Here is a 20,383-nt window from a genome sequence, read left to right on the forward strand (position 1 = left end):
TGCAATCTATTCATACTTAGAAAGAAGGAACCCCGGCCGAAAAATGACCTCGTACCGGGGCTTCTGAATACTTGTCCTATTTCTCATTACCTAAAATACTTCTCGTCCGGATCTCCCCATCCCGTACCCGAATCTGAATCTCTCCCATGGTATCTGTCCTGAAGATTTCACTTCTGTGGTCTTCCAACCTCTCTGTGACAATCGGGTGGGGATGACCATACGTATTATTTACTCCTGCCGAAATAACGGAAAGACGAGGCTGAAAGTAATTCAGCCATTCTTCCGTCGTTGAAGATTTGCTCCCATGATGAGCAACTTTTAGTACATCGATCGGAACTGTTTTGCTGTTGTTGCTGTTATTGCTGCTAATACTGCTATTACTATTGCTGTTGGAGCGACTTTCGTCAGCTGAGTTTTTTATTCTATCCAAAATATCAAGTTCCGCAGCGCTGTCTACATCGCCTGTAAACAGAAAAGATACCCCCTCCATCTTCATCAAAAATACAACAGACACATGGTTTTGCTCTTCGAGAACAGGCAGTGCGGATATTTCTCCCGTATCGTCTGAAGATGTATGAAGGATCTTCTCCTCAGGAGCGATAAAAGAAAGGGTGGTCTCCGCATCAGGGCGATACTCCATTCCGTCGTAAACTTCATACATCGTCACTTTTTGTTCCAATACCGTATGTATAAGTTCTTGATAAAAAGGTTTATCCGTTATCGTCCCATTACTTATGAACTTAGACACGGGTATATTTTCAAATACAGCTTGCAGTCCTCCCGAATGATCCTGATCCGCATGGCTTAGAATGACCGCATCGAGTTTATGAACTCCTCGCTTTTTAAGCAGTGGCACGAGTAGTGATTTGCCTACTTCATATGGATCTCTTCGCTGTTTCCAGCTCGCCTGCTGTCCAAACTGAATGGTGCCTCCACCATCAACAAGAATATGCTTGCCTGTTGGCGTAGTGATCAGCATACTATCTCCTTGCCCCACATCAATAAATGCAACCGTTCCTTCCCCCTTGCGATAGGGACCTTGATAACTAATCGTTAGACCTGCTAACAAAACAATAGATAAGATAATCACCGTGATTCTCTTTACAAAAGTAAAAGGTTCCCGTGCATAATATCCTGCGCCTTGGACTGAAAATAGACTTTCCAGCTCCGGCCAAGCGGATGAAATCTGTACGGCTTGATATACCTGTTGCATACGGGTGGCACCGCTAAGTAAACCTTGTTTTTTCTCGTTAGTCAGAACCGGATCAAATCCATTGGCAAAAGAAAAAGTATGACTCATCCTCTTTACATCCGGCTGTACCGATTGCAACATTGGCGTGAGCGGAACCGTATCCTCTGAACTCAAAGGGAGCGGCTGTTTGCTTATTTTCCATTCCTTAAGCAGTTGGAAGAGGTAGTATAGCAATAAATAATAACTCAGGACGATTATAAAGTGAGGTTTAGCCCAAATAAGCACAAACTGATCAAAGGTATTTAGCCAGGTTACAAAATCAAAGGTTAGTTGATTCAGCCAAGAGACGACCCATACGATCGGTTTCACTGCAGGTTCCCATATGTAAACAAGCAACAGCACAAGTGCGCCGAGCGGGAGAATAAGAAAACTAATAAAACTGACAAGCAGGAAATTGGCACCAAATGATAAAAGGGAAAACTGATTAAAATAAAACACCGTCATCGGAAAAGATAATAGCTGTGCCGCAATGGTGATGACAGCTGTTCCCGACAGCCACTTAGGCCAAGCATCAAAGTGAGGCTGAAGCAGCGGAACAAAGATCATAAGACCCGCTGTCACCAAAAAAGAGAGCTGAAAACTGACATTTACCAGCATATACGGATCCACCCACAACATGATAAGAGCAGTGAGGCAAAGAATATTGAGCCCATCTTTCATCAGACCCTGCCTCGTCATATACAGCCCCATCATCGACATTATACCTGCTCTCACTACAGAGGGAGATGAACCCGACAACAACACATAAAACGGGATCAGCATAAAAGTCACAACAAGTGCCGTCTCCTTACTGAGCCGAAGAAGAGATAACAATAACAGTAGTCCCGAAACATAAATTGCTACATGCATTCCAGATATCGCGAGAATATGGGTTAACCCGAGTTTTGAAAAATCCCCGTACGTATCTGCATGAATCTCATCACCAATACCGATAACAAGACCTTTCATGTATCCGGCATGAGGTTCCTCAAACATAGATTCCATTTGGCTTCCTAGTTCTTTTCGCGCTGAATCACTCAGTCGGAGCACGATATACTTACTAAACCACGTTTCAAGAGGCTCATGGGTAATTCCTTCTGCACCCTTTCCTTTGAGCAGCCAATGAATATGAAGACGCTGTAAATACTGTCCATAATCAAAACTCCCAAAATTCCTCGCCGTCCCCGGGATTTCCAAGGTACCTGTAAATTGGATCTGATCCCCTCGTTTCCATCCTTCTGCTGTCTCTTGTTCTCTTTCTTCCAGCAGCTTAATCTGAACTTGCACCTTCTCATTAATTTCAGAGAATGTATCTTCCACTTTCTCATCACCGGAGCCTAGCGGGCGGACACCCTGAAGTGAAAGTACAAATTGTGCCCGGTCTCCGTCGACTTTGACCTTAGAGGCAATGGTCCCCTCCACCTCTACGGACATCCCGGCTACTTCAGCAGGTATCACGTTAAGCGTGGTCGGCAGTTTGCTCACGTTACGTATTTCTGTCCACTCCATATAACAAGAAGACACAAGAACAGCCATCAGCAAAACTAGCGAATATACTCCTTGTATTCGTTGCAAATAGAGGAATATACCAAGCAGCAATAAGACTCCGAGGAGTATCCTTATCAGGGACCATCCATTATAGAGATAAGCTGCCGAACTCCCCATAATCCAGCACACACAAAATAAGGCAAGCGGCCTCCCTTTCAAAGTCCTTTTCCTCCCCAAAAAGAAAAGAAGAACCCTATAAAGAGCCAGCTTTGACACTGTTCTTCATAAGGTTCTTCCTTATTATTTTCAATCTTCGTATTCTATTGTTGATCTTATATCTCTAATCAAGCACGGTCATTATTGTCTCTTTTGGAGGTTCATACGTGTTAAGTGAACGGAAGGTAATCCCTTTTTGCTCCATCATTTGACGCACTTTTGATGTATCTTTCGGATATGGCCGGTGGTATACAATCTCAACGATTCCGCTGTTCGCGAGCATATTGGCGCAAGTCCAGCAAGGTTCATCTGTAACATAAACACTTGAACCTTCCCGGTCCGCACGATCAGTAAACAGCAGCAAATTTTGCTCTGCATGAATCGTGCGCACACAGCGCTGTTTCTTGATCATTTCTTCCTTGCCGTCTTTAACGATTAATTCGTACTCTTCCGAAATCATACATCCTGCTTCCAAACAGTCCGGCACACCCATAGGCGCTCCATTATATGCGGTTCCAAGCAGCTTCTTCCCCTGAACGAGAACTGCACCTACATGTCTGCGCGAACACCGGGAACGAGTAGATACCATATAAGCAATATCCATGAAGTACGTATCCCAGTCTTTTCTTACCCCCGTATTCATCCTTCTCCACTTCTCCTTACCTCTAAGTTTGTTTAAATGTTTGCAATGTAAGCATTCAGAAAGTCTCGATAAAATAATACTCTAATCTATCACAACATAGGGTGACATTTTCTCAAGCATCTTCATCCCGATCCCCTTGACCTTGGTCAGGTCACTCGGTTTGGTAAAGGAGCCGTGTTCTGTACGATAATCAATAATTGCTTGTGCTTTCTTCTCACCAATACCAGGTAGATTCATCAATTCTTCACGTGATGCTGTATTTACGGCTATTCTGCCATCTGTATTGGCTGAAGATGGAGCGCTCTGACTCTGAGTACCTTGTTCTTCTATAGAAGTAGTCTCGGCAGGCTTTACTGTTTCCTCTTGCGTCGGTTTTGCATCAACTTCATTAGGTCCTGTCTTATCAATTTCTACTTTTTCTATTTCTTTTTCTATCTCTTTCTCTACAGTAGGAACTGCCGGCTGTATTTCCGGTAAAGTAGTTTTATCCGAAACTGCTGGGCTCTCCTCCTGCTGTGTCACTGCTGTCGTATCACTCACCGATATAGCTGCCCTGTCATTAATAGCAGTCCATTCCGCAGGCGCCGGGTCACTCTTTCCTCCGAACAAGATTAAACCACTCCCAAGGAAAGCCCCAATCGTTAACAGCACTGTCGCTTTCTTCACCGTATTCAAAACCTCCCAAACGATTATCATCCTTAGGTAAAACTTATCGTCATGTCGTCCAAGTCTTGATGCATACATTAAGAAGAACGTGCCCGCGCCAGTACCGTAAAGCAAGAAAGGGGGAACCTCAAGATGTTGAAGGTCGGATTTATAGGAACCGGCAGCATGGGAAGTTTACTCATTAACGCCTTCCTTGCTTCCGGAGCACTTGACGCGTATCAAATTACTGCAAGCAATCGAACCCGTGAAAAAGTCGTAAACTTAGCTTCTCAGCATCCAGGTCTTTATCCAGCAGAAACCAATCGTGAAACCGTCGAAAGAAGCAACATTGTATTTCTGTGTATCAAACCGCATGAATTTAAAGAAGTCATCGAATATATTAAACCCGTCGTTACTCCTGATCAGATCATTATCTCAATTACGAGTCCTGTTCAAATCAGACACTTGGAATCCGTCTTACCATGTAAAATCACGAAAATCATTCCGAGTATTACTCACTTAACCGGCAGCGGCGCTTCCTTATGTATTCATGGAAATCGAATGAATGATGAAGACAAAAAACGGGTTGAGATGCTATTCAGCTACATTAGCAGACCGATACGCGTGGAAGAAACCTATACCCGAATCAGCTCTGATTTTAGCAGCTGTGGACCTGCCTTTGTTGCCTTTTTTCTGGAACAATGGATTGATGCAGCAGTTCGCAAGACGGGAATCACTTCAGATGAAGCTACTCGTCTTGCGAGTGAAATGCTGCTTGGTACAGGAAAATTACTAGCAGAAGGAGCTGTGACTCCGTCACAGCTCCAAGAACGTGTTGCCGTACCCGGCGGTATAACCGCCAAAGCCTTGAACCTGCTTGATTCAAGCCTCGCGGGTGTATTTGATCAGCTCATTCAGGTCACGCACGCGAAGTACGAAAAAGACCTGGAAGCGCTAGATGCTGAATTTGGTGCAGGTGAGATTAACCGGCAACAATATTAACCAGTTTGCCTGGTACTGCAATCACCTTACGGATGGTTTTGCCTTCTAGTGCTTCCTTAATTGCAGGAATCTCTAAGCTGAACGCTTCAAGACCTTTTGCATCAAGATCAGCTGCAACGCTTGCGCGCTGTACGATTTTACCGTTAATTTGAATTACGATTTCTACTTCTGCATCAACGGTTAGTGCCTCATCATACTGCGGCCAGGATACATAGCTGATGCTCTCTTCGTGACCAAGACGTGACCACAACTCTTCTGCGATATGCGGAGCAAGAGGAGCAAGCATCTGTACAAAGTTCTCCATTGCTTCGCGTGGCAGACGGTCTGCTTTGTACGCATCATTAGTGAAGATCATCAGCTGACTGATCGCTGTATTAAAGCGTAGATGCTCGAGATCATCGGTAACTTTCTTAATTGTTTTGTGCCATGTACGTTTGAAATCGTCATCTCCGCCATCGCCAATTTTCTCATTAAGCGTACCATCTTCATTAATAAACAAACGCCACACACGTGCTAGGAAACGATAAGCTCCTTCTACGCCATTCTCGTTCCAAGGTTTGGTTGCCTCAAGCGGCCCCATAAACATTTCGTAAATCCGCAGCGTATCTGCACCGTATTTATCCACAATCTCATCTGGATTAATTACGTTGCCGCGGGACTTACTCATTTTCTCATTATTGGTTCCAAGAATCATTCCTTGGTTTACGAGTTTATGGAATGGTTCTTTCGTATCAACGATGCCTAGATCATACAGAACTTTATGCCAGAAACGTGCATAGAGCAAGTGAAGTACCGCATGTTCTGCTCCGCCAATGTACAAGTCAACTGGCAACCATTCACGTTGTTTTTCTTTGGATACCAGTTCCTTATCATTGTGCGGATCAATAAAGCGCAGGTAATACCAGCAGCTTCCAGCCCATTGCGGCATGGTATTGGTCTCACGGCGCGCCTTCATTCCTGTTTCTGGATCGATTGTGTTTACCCAGTCCGTTGCATTTGCAAGCGGGGATTCGCCCGTACCGGACGGTTTGATCTCATCCATCTCTGGAAGCACAAGCGGAAGTTCACTTTCAGGTACAGTTTTCATCGTACCGTCTTCCAGATGCAGAATTGGAATAGGTTCACCCCAATAACGCTGACGGCTGAAGAGCCAGTCACGAAGTCTATACGTTACTTTTCCTTCGCCTTTTCCATTCTCCTCAAGCCATGCGATTGCTTTGGCAATAGCTTCTTCATTCTCAAGACCATCCAGCATACCGGAATTTACGTGTGGGCCATCACCCGTGTAGGCTTCTTTTTCCACATCTCCGCCCGATACCACTTCAATGATTTCAAGACCAAATTGTTTTGCAAATTCCCAGTCACGAGAATCATGTGCAGGCACTGCCATAATCGCACCTGTTCCGTAACCAGCAAGGACATAATCCGCAATCCATACCGGCACTTTTGCACCGCTGATTGGATTGATCGCATACGCGCCAGTAAATACACCTGTTTTTTCTTTCGCAAGATCCGTACGCTCAAGGTCACTCTTACGTGCCGCTTGATCTTGATATGCTTTCACCGCAGCCTGTTGCTCCGGTTTCGTGATCTTCTCCACCAGTTCGTGTTCAGGAGCAAGAACTGCATAAGTTGCACCGAACAGCGTGTCTGGGCGTGTCGTAAATACTTTCAGCTGTTCTTCATGTCCTTCGAGCTCAAACGTCACTTCCGCACCTTTGGAGCGTCCGATCCAGTTACGCTGCATATCTTTAATGCTCTCTGCCCAGTCCAGTTCATCCAGATCATCAAGAAGACGGTCTGCGTATTCAGTAATTTTCAGTACCCATTGACGCATTGGTTTACGTACGACAGGGAAGCCTCCACGTTCACTTTTCCCATCAATTACTTCTTCGTTTGCAAGAACCGTTCCAAGCTCTTCACACCAGTTCACCGGAACTTCAGATACATAAGCAAGACCACGTTTGTACAGCTGGATAAAGATCCACTGTGTCCACTTGTAGTAGTCAGGATCTGTCGTGCTGATCTCACGATCCCAGTCATATGAAAATCCAAGTGATTTAATCTGACGGCGGAAGTTATTTACATTCTTCACCGTTATATCACGCGGATGTTCTCCTGTATCAATCGCATGCTGTTCTGCCGGAAGTCCAAAAGCATCCCAACCCATCGGATGAAGAACATTATATCCGCGCATTCTTTTGTAGCGAGATACGATATCAGTCGCTGTATATCCTTCTGGATGTCCTACATGGAGACCTGCTCCTGAAGGATAAGGGAACATATCAAGGGCATAAAACTTCGGTTTATCTGCCTCTTCCCCTGTTTTAAATGTTTTGTTAGCATCCCAATATTGTTGCCATTTCGGCTCAATGGATTGCGGTTGATAGCCGTGCTTCGGCTGTTCTTTCTGACTCAATGTCCATCCTCCTCGTCATATGAAACGTTAGAACCGGATCACGCCTTGAGCATGTCATACCATGCCAAAACGTATCACGGACCAACAAAAAAACCTCCGCATCCCATAGCGTGTCATCGCTAGGGACGAGAGGTTAGATTCCCGTGGTACCACCCTAGTTAGCGGACATACGTGCTTCGCTGTCCACTCCCTTAAGCACCCTGTAACGGTGGTGAACCGATGAGGCTTACCCTATAAATATAGCCTGACCTCATATCTCCAAGGCGAGTTCATACAACCATGGCAACCAGCTTGCACCACCCGCTGGCTCTCTGTTATGCATAGGTTCTATTACTATTCCTCTTCATCGAAAACATTTTAAGTTTAATCGCAATCATTATACAAGACTGTAACAGATAAAGTCAAATAACGCTGTAAACTCCTGTCATACCTTTTGTTTTTAAGAAGAAAATAGCCAGTAGAAAGAGATCCTGCTGATCCTCTCAATTTATAGGGCTTTGTCATCTATAGAATTAAGATATTCTTCAATACTCGTAATTACAGAAGTTACACACCCGTCTTTAAACGGAGAAATAAGACCTGCCTCTTCCACCAGTTTGGTAAAGGATAAACTTCCTCCTAATTTGCACAAGTGCAAATAATTCGTCCAAGCTGCTTGATAATCCTCTCTGGACTGCTTCCAGAACTGGAATGCACAGATTTGAGCCAGTGTGTAATCGATATAATAGAATGGAGATTGGTAAATGTGAGCTTGTTTTTGCCAGAAACCACCTTGATCGAAATAGAGGTTGCTCTCGTAATTACGATGCGGCAGATATTTACGCTCAATCTCACGCCAAGCTTGTTTACGCTCTGCCGGAGTTGCATCTGGATTACTGTAGACATAATGCTGGAATTCATCCACGGAAACACCATAAGGAATAAATAGAAGAGCACTCGACAAATGATCAAATTTATACTTTTCCACTTCATTTTCAAAGAAGAGATTCATCCACGGCCAGGTTAAGAACTCCATACTCATGGAATGAATTTCAGCCGCTTCATATGTAGGAAATAAATATTCAGGCACTTCGTAATTTCGGCTTTGGTACACCTGAAATGCATGGCCTGCTTCGTGCGTGAGGACATCAATATCATCTGAAGTCCCATTGAAATTGGAGAAAATAAAAGGAGACTTGTAATCATAAATAAAGGTACAGTAACCTCCGCTCTGTTTCCCCTTTTTGCTAACCAGATCCATCAGTTCATGGTCCAGCATGTAATTGAAAAACTCGCTCATTTCCGGGGCTAGTTCGTCGTACATTTTTTTGCCGTTTTGAACAATCCATTCCGGATTTCCCTTTGGCGCTGCATTTCCTGATGGGAATACGATATTCTCGTCGTAATAATAGAGCTCATCTACCCCGACACGCTCGCGTTGACGCTCTTTTAGCTTCGTAGCTACCGGAACAATCTCCTCTAGCACTTGTTTACGGAAGCTCGACACCATATCAGCGTTATAGTCCGTTCGATTCATTCTGGCATAACCCATCTCCACAAAGCTCGGAAATCCAAGTTTCTTCGCCATCTTGGTTCTTACCTTCACCAGTTCATCGTAAATCCGGTCAAGCTGCTCTTCATGTTCGCTCAAAAAAGCAGTGCGTGCTTCTTCCGCACGTTTACGCATGTTTCGATCTGTAGACCGCATGAAAGGAGCAAGCTGCGATAAGGTACGTTCTTCCCCTTCAAATAAAATCTTAGCCGAAGCAATCAGTTTCGAGTATTCCGTCGTCAGTTTATTCTCTTGTTGCAAGTCACCGATAATGTCCGGACTAAATGTTTTGATCGTAAGCTCTGCGATCTGAAATAACTGTTTACCGTATTTTTTCTCCAGCTCAGCTCTAAAAGGGGAACTCACAAGCGCTTCGTAAAATTCAGTCGAATATTTCTGGAACATAGGCGATGTTTCATCGAAAAAATCTTGCTCCGCCTTATAAAATTCGTCATTGGTATCTACGGAATGGCGAATGGACACCAGCGTTTCCTGTGTGGATAAAGCCCCGCGCAGTTTGTTGATCGCCACCATAGCTGCTTCCTGTTCATCTGCATTTTTTGCTTCACGGAACGTGGCGAGCAGCCCATTAAACTCTTCTTCAAAACGTGCCACATTCGGCCGTTCATAAGCATATTCACTAAATTTCATTTACTAAACACCTGCCCTTAATTCCCATTTTCTATCCATTATATCCTAAATGATTTCTCGGTTCTATGTGTAGTTATCATATAATTGAATTATGGTTAAAAAAAAGCATCCTTCTCTATAAATCAAGAAAAGATGCTTTGGACTCTACTTTTTAACGGCTACAAAAAATAAACGTGATGTATTCTCATTTGCTGGTTCCCATTCAAAATCCCCATAAATATTCACATCATGGAAACCTGCTTCAACCAGTTGCCTCTTCATCCATTCCGGATCATATGCTCTCTGATTATGAACTTCTTCAAAACGGTGATATACATCGGGTCCGCTGCCCTCTGCCCGCGTAAAAATGCTTAGATGGTGTTCAATTTCATAACTGGAACGATCTAAATCACAAGTCCATATATATGAAATTGATTTTTCATCTAACACAAAAGGCTGCTCTTCCTCATAACGAATAAAAGTGCTCGGGTGATGTACATCAAACAGGAACGTACCTCCTGACTTGAGACCTTGAAACGTTTTTTGGAACGTGCGGATAATATCTTCTTCTTTTAGCAAATAATTAATACTGTCACAAAAAGAAATAACGGTATCAACGGGTTCCGGCAGTTCCCAGTTTCGCATATCCTGGTGGATCCAGCGGATCGTTCCTTCACGGAAGAAACGGTTGCCCTGTGGAGTTTCTTCGAGCTTCTGCCGTGCTACGGACAGCATATCAGCGGAAAGATCAATTCCCGTTACTTCAAATCCGGATTTAACTAAAGGAATGGTCAGAGAACCGGTACCACAGCCGAGTTCTACAACACTTTTAGGTATTCCATGCTTCTCCCAAGCAATTCTAGCAAATCGAATCCATTCGGGATAAGGCATATCTTCCATCAGTTCATCATATACGTAAGCAAATTTGCGATAGGACATAGAAAACACCACCTTAATGTCAAAAATAAAGTTGAAAATGGAGTGGAAGCGTGGGCAGGATTCTGCTATTCGCGCGATTTCTGCCTTATGGCTCCAGTGGATGGATGGTTCTTACGAGCGCTGTTGTTTTCGGATTTCCAGATTGTATAAAACCAGCCAAGGTAGAAATCCGATAACAAAGGCGCCCGCTTCGCTTCGATAGAACCATTCCATCCACTTCCGCTTCCTACTACTTCCACTTTGTTTTCAAAAATATGGTTGCCCCTAAGTTTAGAGGGGCAACTGGGTGAGTTCCTGCAGTTTTACTGGCAGGAACTTGTGAGTCAAGGGCAAAACCCAGCATGATTTGGACGCTACGCTACGCTTCTCTCCAACCATGGTCAAGAGCTAGTTACTGCTAGCCAATGACAAAACATCCTTCATGATTTGACGTTACGCTTTGCTTCTCTCGAATCATGATACATGAGTTAGCTACTTTTAATGTCAAAGACAAAAATACCATGATTTGACGTTACGCTACGCTTCTCTCGAATCATGAACTTCTTCAAAGACAAAACCCATCATGATTTGGACACTACGCTCCGCTTCTCTCAAATCATGAAAGACAAAACATCCTTTCATAAAAGCAAAGAGCCCTTAAAGGGCTCGTTCACTCCATTACAACATAAGGTTGCTTTGTTATTCTTCAGACGCTTCTTCTTTTTTAACAAGATACGTCCAGTTTTCATCCTGAGTCACGAGGCCATCTTTCATAAGCTTGCCCATGGCACGCTTGAAAGCAGACTTACTGATTCCGAATTTATTTTTTATAATATCCGGCGGTGTCTGGTCAGAATAAGGCATGGCTCCGTTTGGCCGTTCCTTAATAAATTCAAGGATACGCTCAGCGTCTTCATTACGTCCGATTTCCTTACGTTGAGTCATAGAAAGATTCACTCTTCCATCCTCACGAACAAGGGTTACACGAACGCTTACTTTCTCTCCTAGTCTCAGCATACGAGTTCGCTCGGAAGAGTGAATCATCCCAATCGCGCCAAAACCTAATACTCCGCCGTCTACAAGCACAAAAGTACCCATCTGCAGCGGTTTATACACGGTTGCTTCTACCCATTCATTCATCCAGGTCGTCGGTGCATGGAACGTCAAAGGATCAAGTTCTCTTTCCCCTGCAAGTTTTGCGCGAAGGCGTCCTTGCCGGTCATGCTCCATAATGACAAAGACCTCATCTCCAACTTGCGGATGAAGCTCCCTCATTTCGGGAAGCTCGCGAATCGGCAGCAACAACTGACGTCCAAGTCCCATTTCTAGAAAACAACCCAGTCTTGGATGTACGTCAGCTACTACCAGCTTCGCCATTTCACCCAAGGTGAGGTAAGGTTTTTTCATTGTTGCCGCTGGTCGATCATCGGTATCGAAAAATAGAAAAACTTCCACTTCTTCTCCGACTTTAATATCTCGCGTCAGCTCTGAATAGTGCAGCAATACATCTTCACTGCCTGTTGATAAAAAATATCCATACGGGGATACTTCCCGGGATACCGGGAGTGTAACTACCGTTCCTGCTACTAAACTCATACTTTATTCACCACTTTAGCATCTGACCAAAGTCTTTCAATATTATAATATTCCCGCTCATCGCGGTGGAACACGTGCACCACCACATCACCAAGATCCATCAGTACCCAGCGTGCAGAATTCATTCCTTCTAGTCCTTTTATCTGAACTCCGGATTCTTGCACCCGTTTACGGATTTCTGTAGCGATGGCTTGTACCTGTGTATCTGAATTCCCGTGACAAACAACAAAATAATCAGCAACAAGTGAAACCCCTTTAAGATCAAGGGCTACAATGTTCATCGCTTTTTTATCATCTGCCGCCTCTACTGCAATCTGAAGTAATTCCTTGGATGAGATACTCATGAATCAACCTCCGATTTTGAATGTATTGGATTTATCCATTAGCTTAATTTGCTCAATTAAATCATTACGAGTAAAAATCGTTAAAGGATAGATGATCTTTCTCTGAGAAACAAGGTGAGTAATGGTACCATCAAATCCGGCTAAAAGAGCTTCTTCGAGGCTATGCTCTGCAAGTTCACGTATCCGGTCCACTCCAGGGAAGTCTCGTCCCGGCTCCATATAATCTGCAAGACACACCACTTTATCCAGAAGACTCATTCCTACACGTCCGGAAGTATGCCACTTAATTGCACTCAGAACTTCAGGATCTGTCACTTTATACTCATGTTCCGCTACAAAAGCACCGACTTCTGAATGCCACAACTGTTTATCATGAAGAAGAAGATCTTGATTCAAGTTATTCTCCCGAATGATCTTTTCCATCTCTTTGACAGGCCAGTACTTCGTTACATCATGCAAAATAGCAGCAAGATCCGCTTTAACCGGATCTGCTCCGAATCGTTCAGCAAGCACTACCGCTGTTTGCATGACACCTTCTGTATGTTTCCAGCGCTGAGGAGGCATCTGTTCGGAGACGGCTTTAATTAATTCATCTCGATTTAGACTCATATAATCCGCTCCTTGTAATATACGTAAGGACCGAGTCAGGTACCATGAACCGCACCGATTTGCCGCCTGCTAAACGTCTTCTGATCGCAGTTGATGAAATATCAACCAGCGGCATCTCTGCAAGAAGCACGCGGCTTTGCAAAAATTCCGGAAGATCATCCAAATGCAGATCAAATCCGGGCCTGCCTACACCGATAAAGGTAATCTGCTGGACAAGCTCTTCAATCCGCTCCCACTTCGGCAAATAATTCACCATATCTGCACCGATGATAAAATAAAAAGTGGTATTCGGATGTTTTTTTTGCAAGAGCTGGATTGTATCAATGGTATAGGATACCCCTCCGCGAACGACTTCAATATCAAGCGTTGAATAATCTTGATAACCCTCCGTCGCAAGTCTGGTCATATCCAGCCTTTGTTCGCCTGATGCTCCTGCTGCTTGTTTATGCGGTGGAATGTGAGAAGGCATGAACCATACCTCGTCAAGCTTATAAGCATCCTTCACCGTCTCTGCCGCAAGCAAATGCCCCATATGAATAGGGTCGAACGTACCGCCCATGATACCTACCTTCATACGGCCTACTCCTTTTACATCACATAATCTATTCTTTGTTTAGTTTCGCGGCAATTCAATCTGCTTATTATCGCGTGACTCTTTATATAGAGTAATCGTGTTTCCAAGAATTTGAACAAGTTCACTGCCTGTACGCTCTGCCAGTTCAGCTGCTACTTCTTTTTTATCATCCAGGTTATTGCTCAAGATGGAAATTTTCATGAGTTCACGTTTTTCAATTGCTTCTTCAATATGACGGAACAGGTGCTCATTCGTGCCGCCTTTACCAATTTGGAACACAGGATCCAAGTGATGTGCCTGTGAACGTAAAAATCTTTTTTGTTTACCCGTTAACATTGTATTAACCCCTTATAATATGCATTTTCTGTTGGAATCTGCATTCCTCTTATGTTTGTCCATTCGTATGACAGAATATGAGGAATACAGACTACGATAATTAAAAACTTTCTAGTACTGCTTTTCGCATGGCGTGAACAGGTGCAGGAATACCAAACCAATGTTCAAAAGCGATCGCCCCTTGGTATACAAACATACCAAGTCCACCGTGAATGATACATTTCTTTTCTTTTGCTATGGAAAGCAGCTTTGTCTCCAGTGGATTATATATAAGATCGCTTACTACAATCCCTTCTGACAAAGCGTCTGGATCAATAGGAGTTTCGTGCAGATTAGGATGCATCCCTACCGAAGTCGTATTAATGATAATATCCGCATGTAAAAGTGCTTGATGTGCCTCCGATATAGGTAGTCCTTGGACTTGTCCCATCGCTTTGAAATCGGCAGCCATCTTCTCAGCGCGTTCAATGGTTCGATTAAGGATGGTGATCGAAGCCGGGCTTTCCAGAAGCAGTGCATACACAATCCCCCGGGCAGCACCGCCAGCACCAATCACGACAATATGTTTTCCCTCTAGCGAAGAGATGGCTTCTTCTTTTAATGATCTGACATAACCGGTTCCATCCGTATTATATCCGATTAGCCTGCCCTCTTCATGAATCACGGTATTGACTGCGCCCGTAAGCTTTGCACTGACATCGAGCTCATCCATATAAGACATGATCTCTACTTTATGGGGAATTGTCACGTTTACGCCGCGAAATCCCATTGACTTTATTCCTTTAACAGCTGCACCAAGGCCCTCCGGTTTCACATGCAAGGGGACATAATCCCCATGCAAACCTGTTTCATAAAGTGCTGCTTGATGCATAGCGGGAGACTTACTGTGTGCAATCGGGTCACCCATCACCCCAAGAAGTGTATACCCACTAGGCTTAAGTCCTTGTACTTTGTTTGACATCCTGTCTCCCCCTGTGAACTCCCATGTTCAGATAGAGCAAATCAAATTAAGGAAGGACGAACCATAACACGAACTCCACGTGGTGCATGTACTGCAACGAGAGCTCCTTCCTGTCCGTTCACTTTGATCCAGCCGAGACCGGAAATAAAGACATCATTGCGACTTCCTTTTTTAATGCGGAAATCATGACGTGTCCATTCTGGAATATCTTCCATATCCTCACGAGATGGAGGGGACAATAGTTCGCCTGCATGATCTTTATAAAGTTCATCTGCACGCTCCAGTTTGGTCCGGTGAATCTTAATTGCATTGTTGATGTAACAAGTGAAAGACTGACGCTCTCCTTCGATAAAATCAAATCGTGCCAGTCCGCCAAAGAACAGAGTTTGTCCGCTGTTCAGCTGATAGACAGCTGGTTTAAGCGGCTTATCCGGCATAATTGCAGATAAGTCTTTGCGCGATACAATCTCGCTATAACGCCATGGATATACGATACCTGGCGTATCAATGATGGATGCTCCATCATCAAGAGGAATATGGACCATATCCAGCGTTGTCCCTGGATATCTAGAAGTTGTAAGTTCCTGGTCTAAATCACTGTAATCGCGAATCAATCGGTTAATGAGTGTTGATTTCCCAACATTCGTCGCACCAACGACGTATACATCACGATCTCCGCGATGTTCGTTAACGGATTCAAGGAGTCTATCGAAACCTTGATTCTGTTTAGCACTGCACAACACGATATCTACAGTTTTCAGCCCTTGTGCTTTAGCTTGCATCTGAACCCAGTTGCGAACCTTATTCCAATTCGTTACTTTAGGAAGCAAGTCTGTTTTGTTTACCGCAAGCAATACCGGATTGTTACCGACAAAGCGCTGCAGTGCTGAAATCATACTGCCTTCAAAATCGAACAAATCGACAATATGAATAACGAGTGCATCTTTATCTCCGATTTTACTGAGCAGAGCCAGGAATTCATCCTGATCCACCGTAACGGAAGATGCCTCGCTATAATTTTTAATACGAAAACAACGCTGGCAAATGACAGGATCGCGATCCAGCGCTTTAGTGGGTGTATATCCCGGCAGCTCAGGTTGTTCTGTCTGCAGTAGAATACCGCATCCGCTGCATCTTCCTTTTGTGCCGTCATGCATATGATTCATTTTTTCTTTTCCTCCTCAAGCCATAGGCCTTTCCTGCGTAGACTGGATAACGCAATACGTTCGATCCGTCTGTTAATCTTCGTCATAATCCCTTCGTCTGCAATTGCAATAGGCAGCACCAGAACGGTATAGAGTCCTAGTCTGTTTCCTCCCAACACGTCCGTAAGCATCTGATCTCCGACTACAATCGTCTGCTCTTCTGTTAAATCCATCATTTTCATTGCTTTGCGAAACGGGGTGTTCGAGGGCTTTCGTGCCTCATGTACATACTCAATCTTTAAGGGAGTAGCAAAGGTAGACACCCGAGTCAACTTGTTGTTGGAAACAATGACCAGTTTAAACCCGGCATCTCTCACCTTCTCAAACCAAGCGATGAGTTCCGGGGTTGCTTCAGGTGCCTTGGCTCCCACAAGTGTGTTATCAAGATCTGTAATAATTCCGCGATATCCACGTTCATATAATTCTTCCAAATCAATATCAAACACGGTTTCCACCTGGAGTTTTGGTATTAGCCTTTTAAACAACATGTTCACCTCAATTTCATACGACAAACTATAACATAATCTGTACAGTTAGTAAAAAGGCAAAACGGACACGGGGAAAGCTTACACCCGTGCCGATTTCAGCCTTTTCTTCATTTGTCCAGCTAAGACTTGTACCTCTTGCCAAGCATTCTCCTGCACATGATCCGGGCTATACCTTGCCATTTCAAATTGCCTTAGCAGTTCAGAGAGTTCAGCTGCGACTACAGGAACTTCCTGTTCCCATCTTGTAACCGATTCTCGAAGCGTTTCGTGCTGCTCTCGGCGCAATCCTTTACGCCGAACCGTACGAATCCACCGCTCTGTTTCTACGACGACTTTTTGATCCGGTGTTAACGGCTTACCTAATCTTAATCTAAGCACATAGAAATGCAGTATATATCGATTGCGCCATATAATATATCCTGCCCATAGGATTAATACAGATACAGCGGTCCATCCAATAATCGGACTTACGGTAAAAGCAGCATCCTTTTCATCTGTAATCGGTTCTGGTGTTTCTTCTGGCTGAACCTCTTCTTCTTCCTCAGGTGTTTCCTCTGGATCTGCATCTTCTGCACTGGTAAGGAGCGGCATATTAAATCCCGGAGTGGCTTCCACCGGAACCCAGCCGTATTCCTCTCCAAAATACACTTCAGCCCAGGAGTGAGCATCTGCATTTGTTACCACGTATGACATGGAAGACATCTCACCGTTGTTCTGTGAGAACGCAGCATCCTCAGCAAAGTCAGCCTGACCAGGAGCATAGCCTTTTACCCATCTTGCTGGAATATCTAAGGAACGTGCCATCATGACAAGTGAAGTCGAGAAATAATCACAATATCCTTCTTTTATTTCAAACAGAAAACCATCTACGAAGTCATTGCTTTGTTTTAACGATAGATCGGGATTGTTTGTGTAACTGAAATTGGTTGTTAGATAGTTTTGCAGTAAACTGACTTTTTCATACGGATATTCTGAAGTTGCTGTAATTTCTTTTGCAAGCTCGGTAACTCGCTCAGGGAAACGATTAGGAATCTGTAAGTAATCAGAATTAATCTCATCTGTTCCGTACAGTTCTTCGTATGTTTTAGCTTTGATCGTGTCCACTGGAATTAGCGGTACTTCGGACTGAATCGTATAGGTTCTAGGAAAAGGCGTATCACGGCTCCCATCCCAGTGAAGCTCAGCTTGTTCACTTTTCCATAATAGCGTATTCGCTTCGCTCTCTCCATCAACTGAGACCACTTCATTAATCGCATACGCGCCGAAAAGAACAGGATACACCTTATCATTAAGCATTGTGACGGATTGGGTTACTTGCTTCGTATTTCCCCGAGCCGCAGCGCCGTCGTTATTAAGTTCACTTCCCAGATCTGCATCATCAAAAGATCGACGCGAAAAAGAAGGTTCCTGCCAACCTGTACCGGAATACTCATCCCGTGTTTCACCACGCCAGTAACTCCGTTCTGTCGTATATATCGTCATAACAGGAGAATAATCATAATTAAAACCACCGCCGAGCTGATTATCTTCTCTGCTATATCCAGATTCAGAGTTAGTAAAGTTTCCATTCTCCCCATTGGAAGAAAAATTCGTCGGGGCAATATCTCCTCTATATTTAACCCACGCCGTGTAAGGATCCGTCAAAATAGGAGGTATGATCGGCATATTTACACCGACAACGATAATCAGAGAAAAGATAACAATTACGTTGGCAACAATTTTAAAAGGATTACGTCGTAATCTTTTCCAACCTAGAGGATATTTGATCTGGAATGACCGAAGATGTAAACATACAAGCCAAGCCATACCTGCAAATGCAGTCCAAGCTACTTCTTTCCATAGGACAGCAGGCGTAAAAGAATCTAGAATGCCTAGGGCAACAATGTTCAAACCAAGAAACATCAGCACTTTTCTTGCATCCGTTATGAGCCGGATGATACACTCCATCATCACCCACGTACAAATTGCAAACCAAACATATGGATTCAGGCTAGCAATAAAGGCAGTAAGGTTCTCAGGTAAGGTGCCATTTGGTATAAAAACACCGTAAAAAGATAATACATAATATAAAACAAATCCGATAAGGATGAATTTCAGAACCATTCGAATACTTGTACGAAATGGAAGAATCATCTCACAGATCGCTACACTGATTAATGTTACGGCGACAAGTGCGGTCGTCTGCTGGAACCAGATAGGCTCTGTATAAGAGACCCATTGCATCCCGATGATGACAATCCATAATAATGCGAATGCGTCATACCAGGAACGTTTTTGTCTGCTTGAAAAGATCCTCATGCATTCCCTCCTCCTAGAACTGAGGGCAGCTCTTGCAAATCAGACACCCTATACCCTTTTATTCCTCGAGTACGAAGCATTGAGATCCATTCGCTTTCTGACTTTGGTTCGGATTTGCTGATGATTTGAATGTGACAAGCCGTCATCCCTCGGGAACCTGCAAAACGCAATGTTTCCATGATCTCTGAATTATGCTCGGCCGAAATGAGAACAAAAAATGCACCTTGCGGAAAGAAACGAATCGATTCCTGCACGCCCGAGAGTAAATTTCCAGTTCCACTCGAATCCAGATCGACTAGATGGTGCATCATTTTATAACGATCATTCAAGCTATCGGTCGGCTGAAAACAAGTTGTTTTCTCGCTAAGGGTACACAGACCCATTCCCATCCGCTCTCGGCTTCCGTATTCGAGAAGTGAGGCTGCCGTAGAAACGGCAAGTTCATACTGTTCTGAATTTTTATAACCAAGTGCTCGTGAATCTAAGATAATCATCGTTTTCGGCACGGACTCATGTTCAAATTCCTTCGATTTCCACTGCCCTGTTTTTGCTGTAGCATTCCAGTGAATCCGAGATAACCGGTCTCCATACACGTAATCACGAACGCCATTAATTTGTGTTGTCTCTCGGCGAGACTTCATCATTGCTGTCTGCGGACCAGATAACTTGGAGTTCCGATCATACAGCTGCCAGTAAGGGATAAAAACGGTTCTCGGCAGTACTCTGAACGAACCTTGAGCTTGGAATTTCCCTTTATGCTCGATCAAGCCGAAAATATCTTCACTCACACATTCTGTATCTGTAAAATGATATTTCCCGCGTTCAAGCGGCGGGGTTTGAAAAACAAGCGTACCGTTTCCTCGCATATTGGGAATCAGACTTTCTTCAAATGACCACGATTCTCCATTATGGCGTTTTAATACTTCTCTAATCACAACATAGGGCAATGGAAGTATGCCGGGAATTTGTAAATCCAGCCGTACCTGAACTTGATCGCCTGCATGAAGCAGATCCGCATGTGCGTTACCCGAAGTTAATTTTCGTTCACCCTTCGTTCGGCCAGTTCCGTTAAACTTGCCAAGCACTAAATATATACTCAGTAAACTGACCATACCAAAAAGCATAATCGATGTTTTGCCGCCCTGAAACAAAACGTAAAACAGACATGTAATCCATACTAGCAGCACCACCCATAGTCTGGATTTCATAAATTGCAACGGCCTAAACCGCGCCAGTTTCAGCATGTAAT

The 20,383-nt window shown here is 44.0% G+C and carries 16 protein-coding genes, 1 pseudogene and 1 other annotated feature; of the genes and pseudogenes, 1 reads left to right on the forward strand and 16 read right to left on the reverse strand.

Translation table 11 applies throughout. From position 1 onward, the window contains the following. Positions 1–76: 76 nt before the first annotated feature. The 3 genes from PV403_RS14200 to PV403_RS14210 form a co-directional block, all read right to left on the reverse strand. Positions 77–2,938, reverse strand: a complete 2,862-nt coding sequence (locus PV403_RS14200) for a ComEC/Rec2 family competence protein (protein ID WP_332085086.1) — start codon at positions 2,936–2,938, stop codon at positions 77–79. A 121-nt stretch (positions 2,939–3,059) separates the two neighbouring features. Beyond that, positions 3,060–3,578, reverse strand: coding sequence for a deoxycytidylate deaminase (locus PV403_RS14205; protein WP_332085087.1), 519 nt, complete (start codon positions 3,576–3,578; stop codon positions 3,060–3,062). 81 nt (positions 3,579–3,659) lie between these two features. Next, positions 3,660–4,244 (reverse strand): ComEA family DNA-binding protein, encoded by a 585-nt coding sequence (locus PV403_RS14210; RefSeq protein ID WP_249716846.1) that lies wholly within the window; start codon positions 4,242–4,244, stop codon positions 3,660–3,662. A gap of 117 nt (positions 4,245–4,361) precedes the next feature. On the opposite strand from PV403_RS14210, the pseudogene comER reads away from it, so the two are divergent. Then, positions 4,362–5,225, forward strand: a pseudogene (gene comER, locus PV403_RS14215) (late competence protein ComER); the annotation flags it as partial. Here the strand turns inward: comER and leuS are convergent. The 13 genes from leuS to PV403_RS14280 all read right to left on the reverse strand — a co-directional run bounded on the left by leuS (position 5,206) and on the right by PV403_RS14280 (position 20,378). Further along, positions 5,206–7,644, reverse strand: coding sequence for a leucine--tRNA ligase (leuS, locus tag PV403_RS14220; RefSeq protein WP_213530189.1), 2,439 nt, complete (start codon positions 7,642–7,644; stop codon positions 5,206–5,208). The pseudogene comER and the gene leuS overlap by 20 nt on opposite strands. A gap of 118 nt (positions 7,645–7,762) precedes the next feature. After that, positions 7,763–8,000 (reverse strand) — a binding site (T-box leader). Between the two features lie 131 nt (positions 8,001–8,131). Beyond that, positions 8,132–9,826 carry a M3 family oligoendopeptidase gene (locus PV403_RS14225; RefSeq protein WP_332085088.1) on the reverse strand — a complete coding sequence of 565 codons (1,695 nt, stop codon included), beginning with the start codon at positions 9,824–9,826 and terminating at the stop codon, positions 8,132–8,134. Between the two features lie 144 nt (positions 9,827–9,970). Continuing rightward, on the reverse strand, positions 9,971–10,744 hold the full coding sequence (locus PV403_RS14230) for a class I SAM-dependent DNA methyltransferase (protein ID WP_213530193.1): 774 nt from the start codon (positions 10,742–10,744) through the stop codon (positions 9,971–9,973). 678 nt (positions 10,745–11,422) lie between these two features. Next, entirely contained in the window at positions 11,423–12,319 is an 897-nt protein-coding gene (locus tag PV403_RS14235; RefSeq protein WP_332085089.1) for a CvfB family protein, read from the reverse strand. Beyond that, complete coding sequence (rsfS, locus tag PV403_RS14240) at positions 12,316–12,663, reverse strand: ribosome silencing factor (RefSeq protein WP_213530201.1); 348 nt, start codon at positions 12,661–12,663, stop codon at positions 12,316–12,318. The genes PV403_RS14235 and rsfS overlap by 4 nt, the downstream gene beginning before the upstream one ends. A gap of 3 nt (positions 12,664–12,666) precedes the next feature. Beyond that, complete coding sequence (yqeK, locus tag PV403_RS14245) at positions 12,667–13,272, reverse strand: bis(5'-nucleosyl)-tetraphosphatase (symmetrical) YqeK (RefSeq protein WP_213530203.1); 606 nt, start codon at positions 13,270–13,272, stop codon at positions 12,667–12,669. Then, on the reverse strand, positions 13,253–13,846 hold the full coding sequence (locus tag PV403_RS14250) for a nicotinate-nucleotide adenylyltransferase (protein WP_213530205.1): 594 nt from the start codon (positions 13,844–13,846) through the stop codon (positions 13,253–13,255). Before PV403_RS14250 ends, yqeK begins: the two co-directional genes overlap by 20 nt. Before the next feature lie 39 nt (positions 13,847–13,885). After that, the gene (yhbY, locus tag PV403_RS14255; RefSeq protein ID WP_213530207.1) at positions 13,886–14,182 is read right to left on the reverse strand and encodes a ribosome assembly RNA-binding protein YhbY; all 297 of its coding nucleotides are present in this window, start codon (positions 14,180–14,182) and stop codon (positions 13,886–13,888) included. Positions 14,183–14,282: 100 nt separating this feature from the next. Then, on the reverse strand, positions 14,283–15,143 hold the full coding sequence (gene aroE / locus PV403_RS14260) for a shikimate dehydrogenase (RefSeq protein ID WP_332085090.1): 861 nt from the start codon (positions 15,141–15,143) through the stop codon (positions 14,283–14,285). Positions 15,144–15,184: 41 nt separating this feature from the next. Then, positions 15,185–16,309, reverse strand: coding sequence for a ribosome biogenesis GTPase YqeH (yqeH, locus tag PV403_RS14265; protein ID WP_332085091.1), 1,125 nt, complete (start codon positions 16,307–16,309; stop codon positions 15,185–15,187). Continuing rightward, the gene (locus PV403_RS14270) at positions 16,306–16,833 is read right to left on the reverse strand and encodes a YqeG family HAD IIIA-type phosphatase (protein WP_332085154.1); all 528 of its coding nucleotides are present in this window, start codon (positions 16,831–16,833) and stop codon (positions 16,306–16,308) included. Before PV403_RS14270 ends, yqeH begins: the two co-directional genes overlap by 4 nt. Positions 16,834–16,914: 81 nt before the next feature. Beyond that, entirely contained in the window at positions 16,915–19,134 is a 2,220-nt protein-coding gene (locus PV403_RS14275) for a DUF4129 domain-containing transglutaminase family protein (protein WP_332085092.1), read from the reverse strand. After that, a complete protein-coding gene (locus PV403_RS14280; protein WP_332085093.1) occupies positions 19,131–20,378 on the reverse strand; it encodes a DUF58 domain-containing protein in 1,248 nt (415 codons plus the stop codon). The genes PV403_RS14275 and PV403_RS14280 overlap by 4 nt, the downstream gene beginning before the upstream one ends. Positions 20,379–20,383 lie beyond the last annotated feature (5 nt).

Source organism: Paenibacillus sp. GYB006, assembly GCF_036577645.1.
GTDB lineage: Bacteria > Bacillota > Bacilli > Paenibacillales > Paenibacillaceae > Paenibacillus.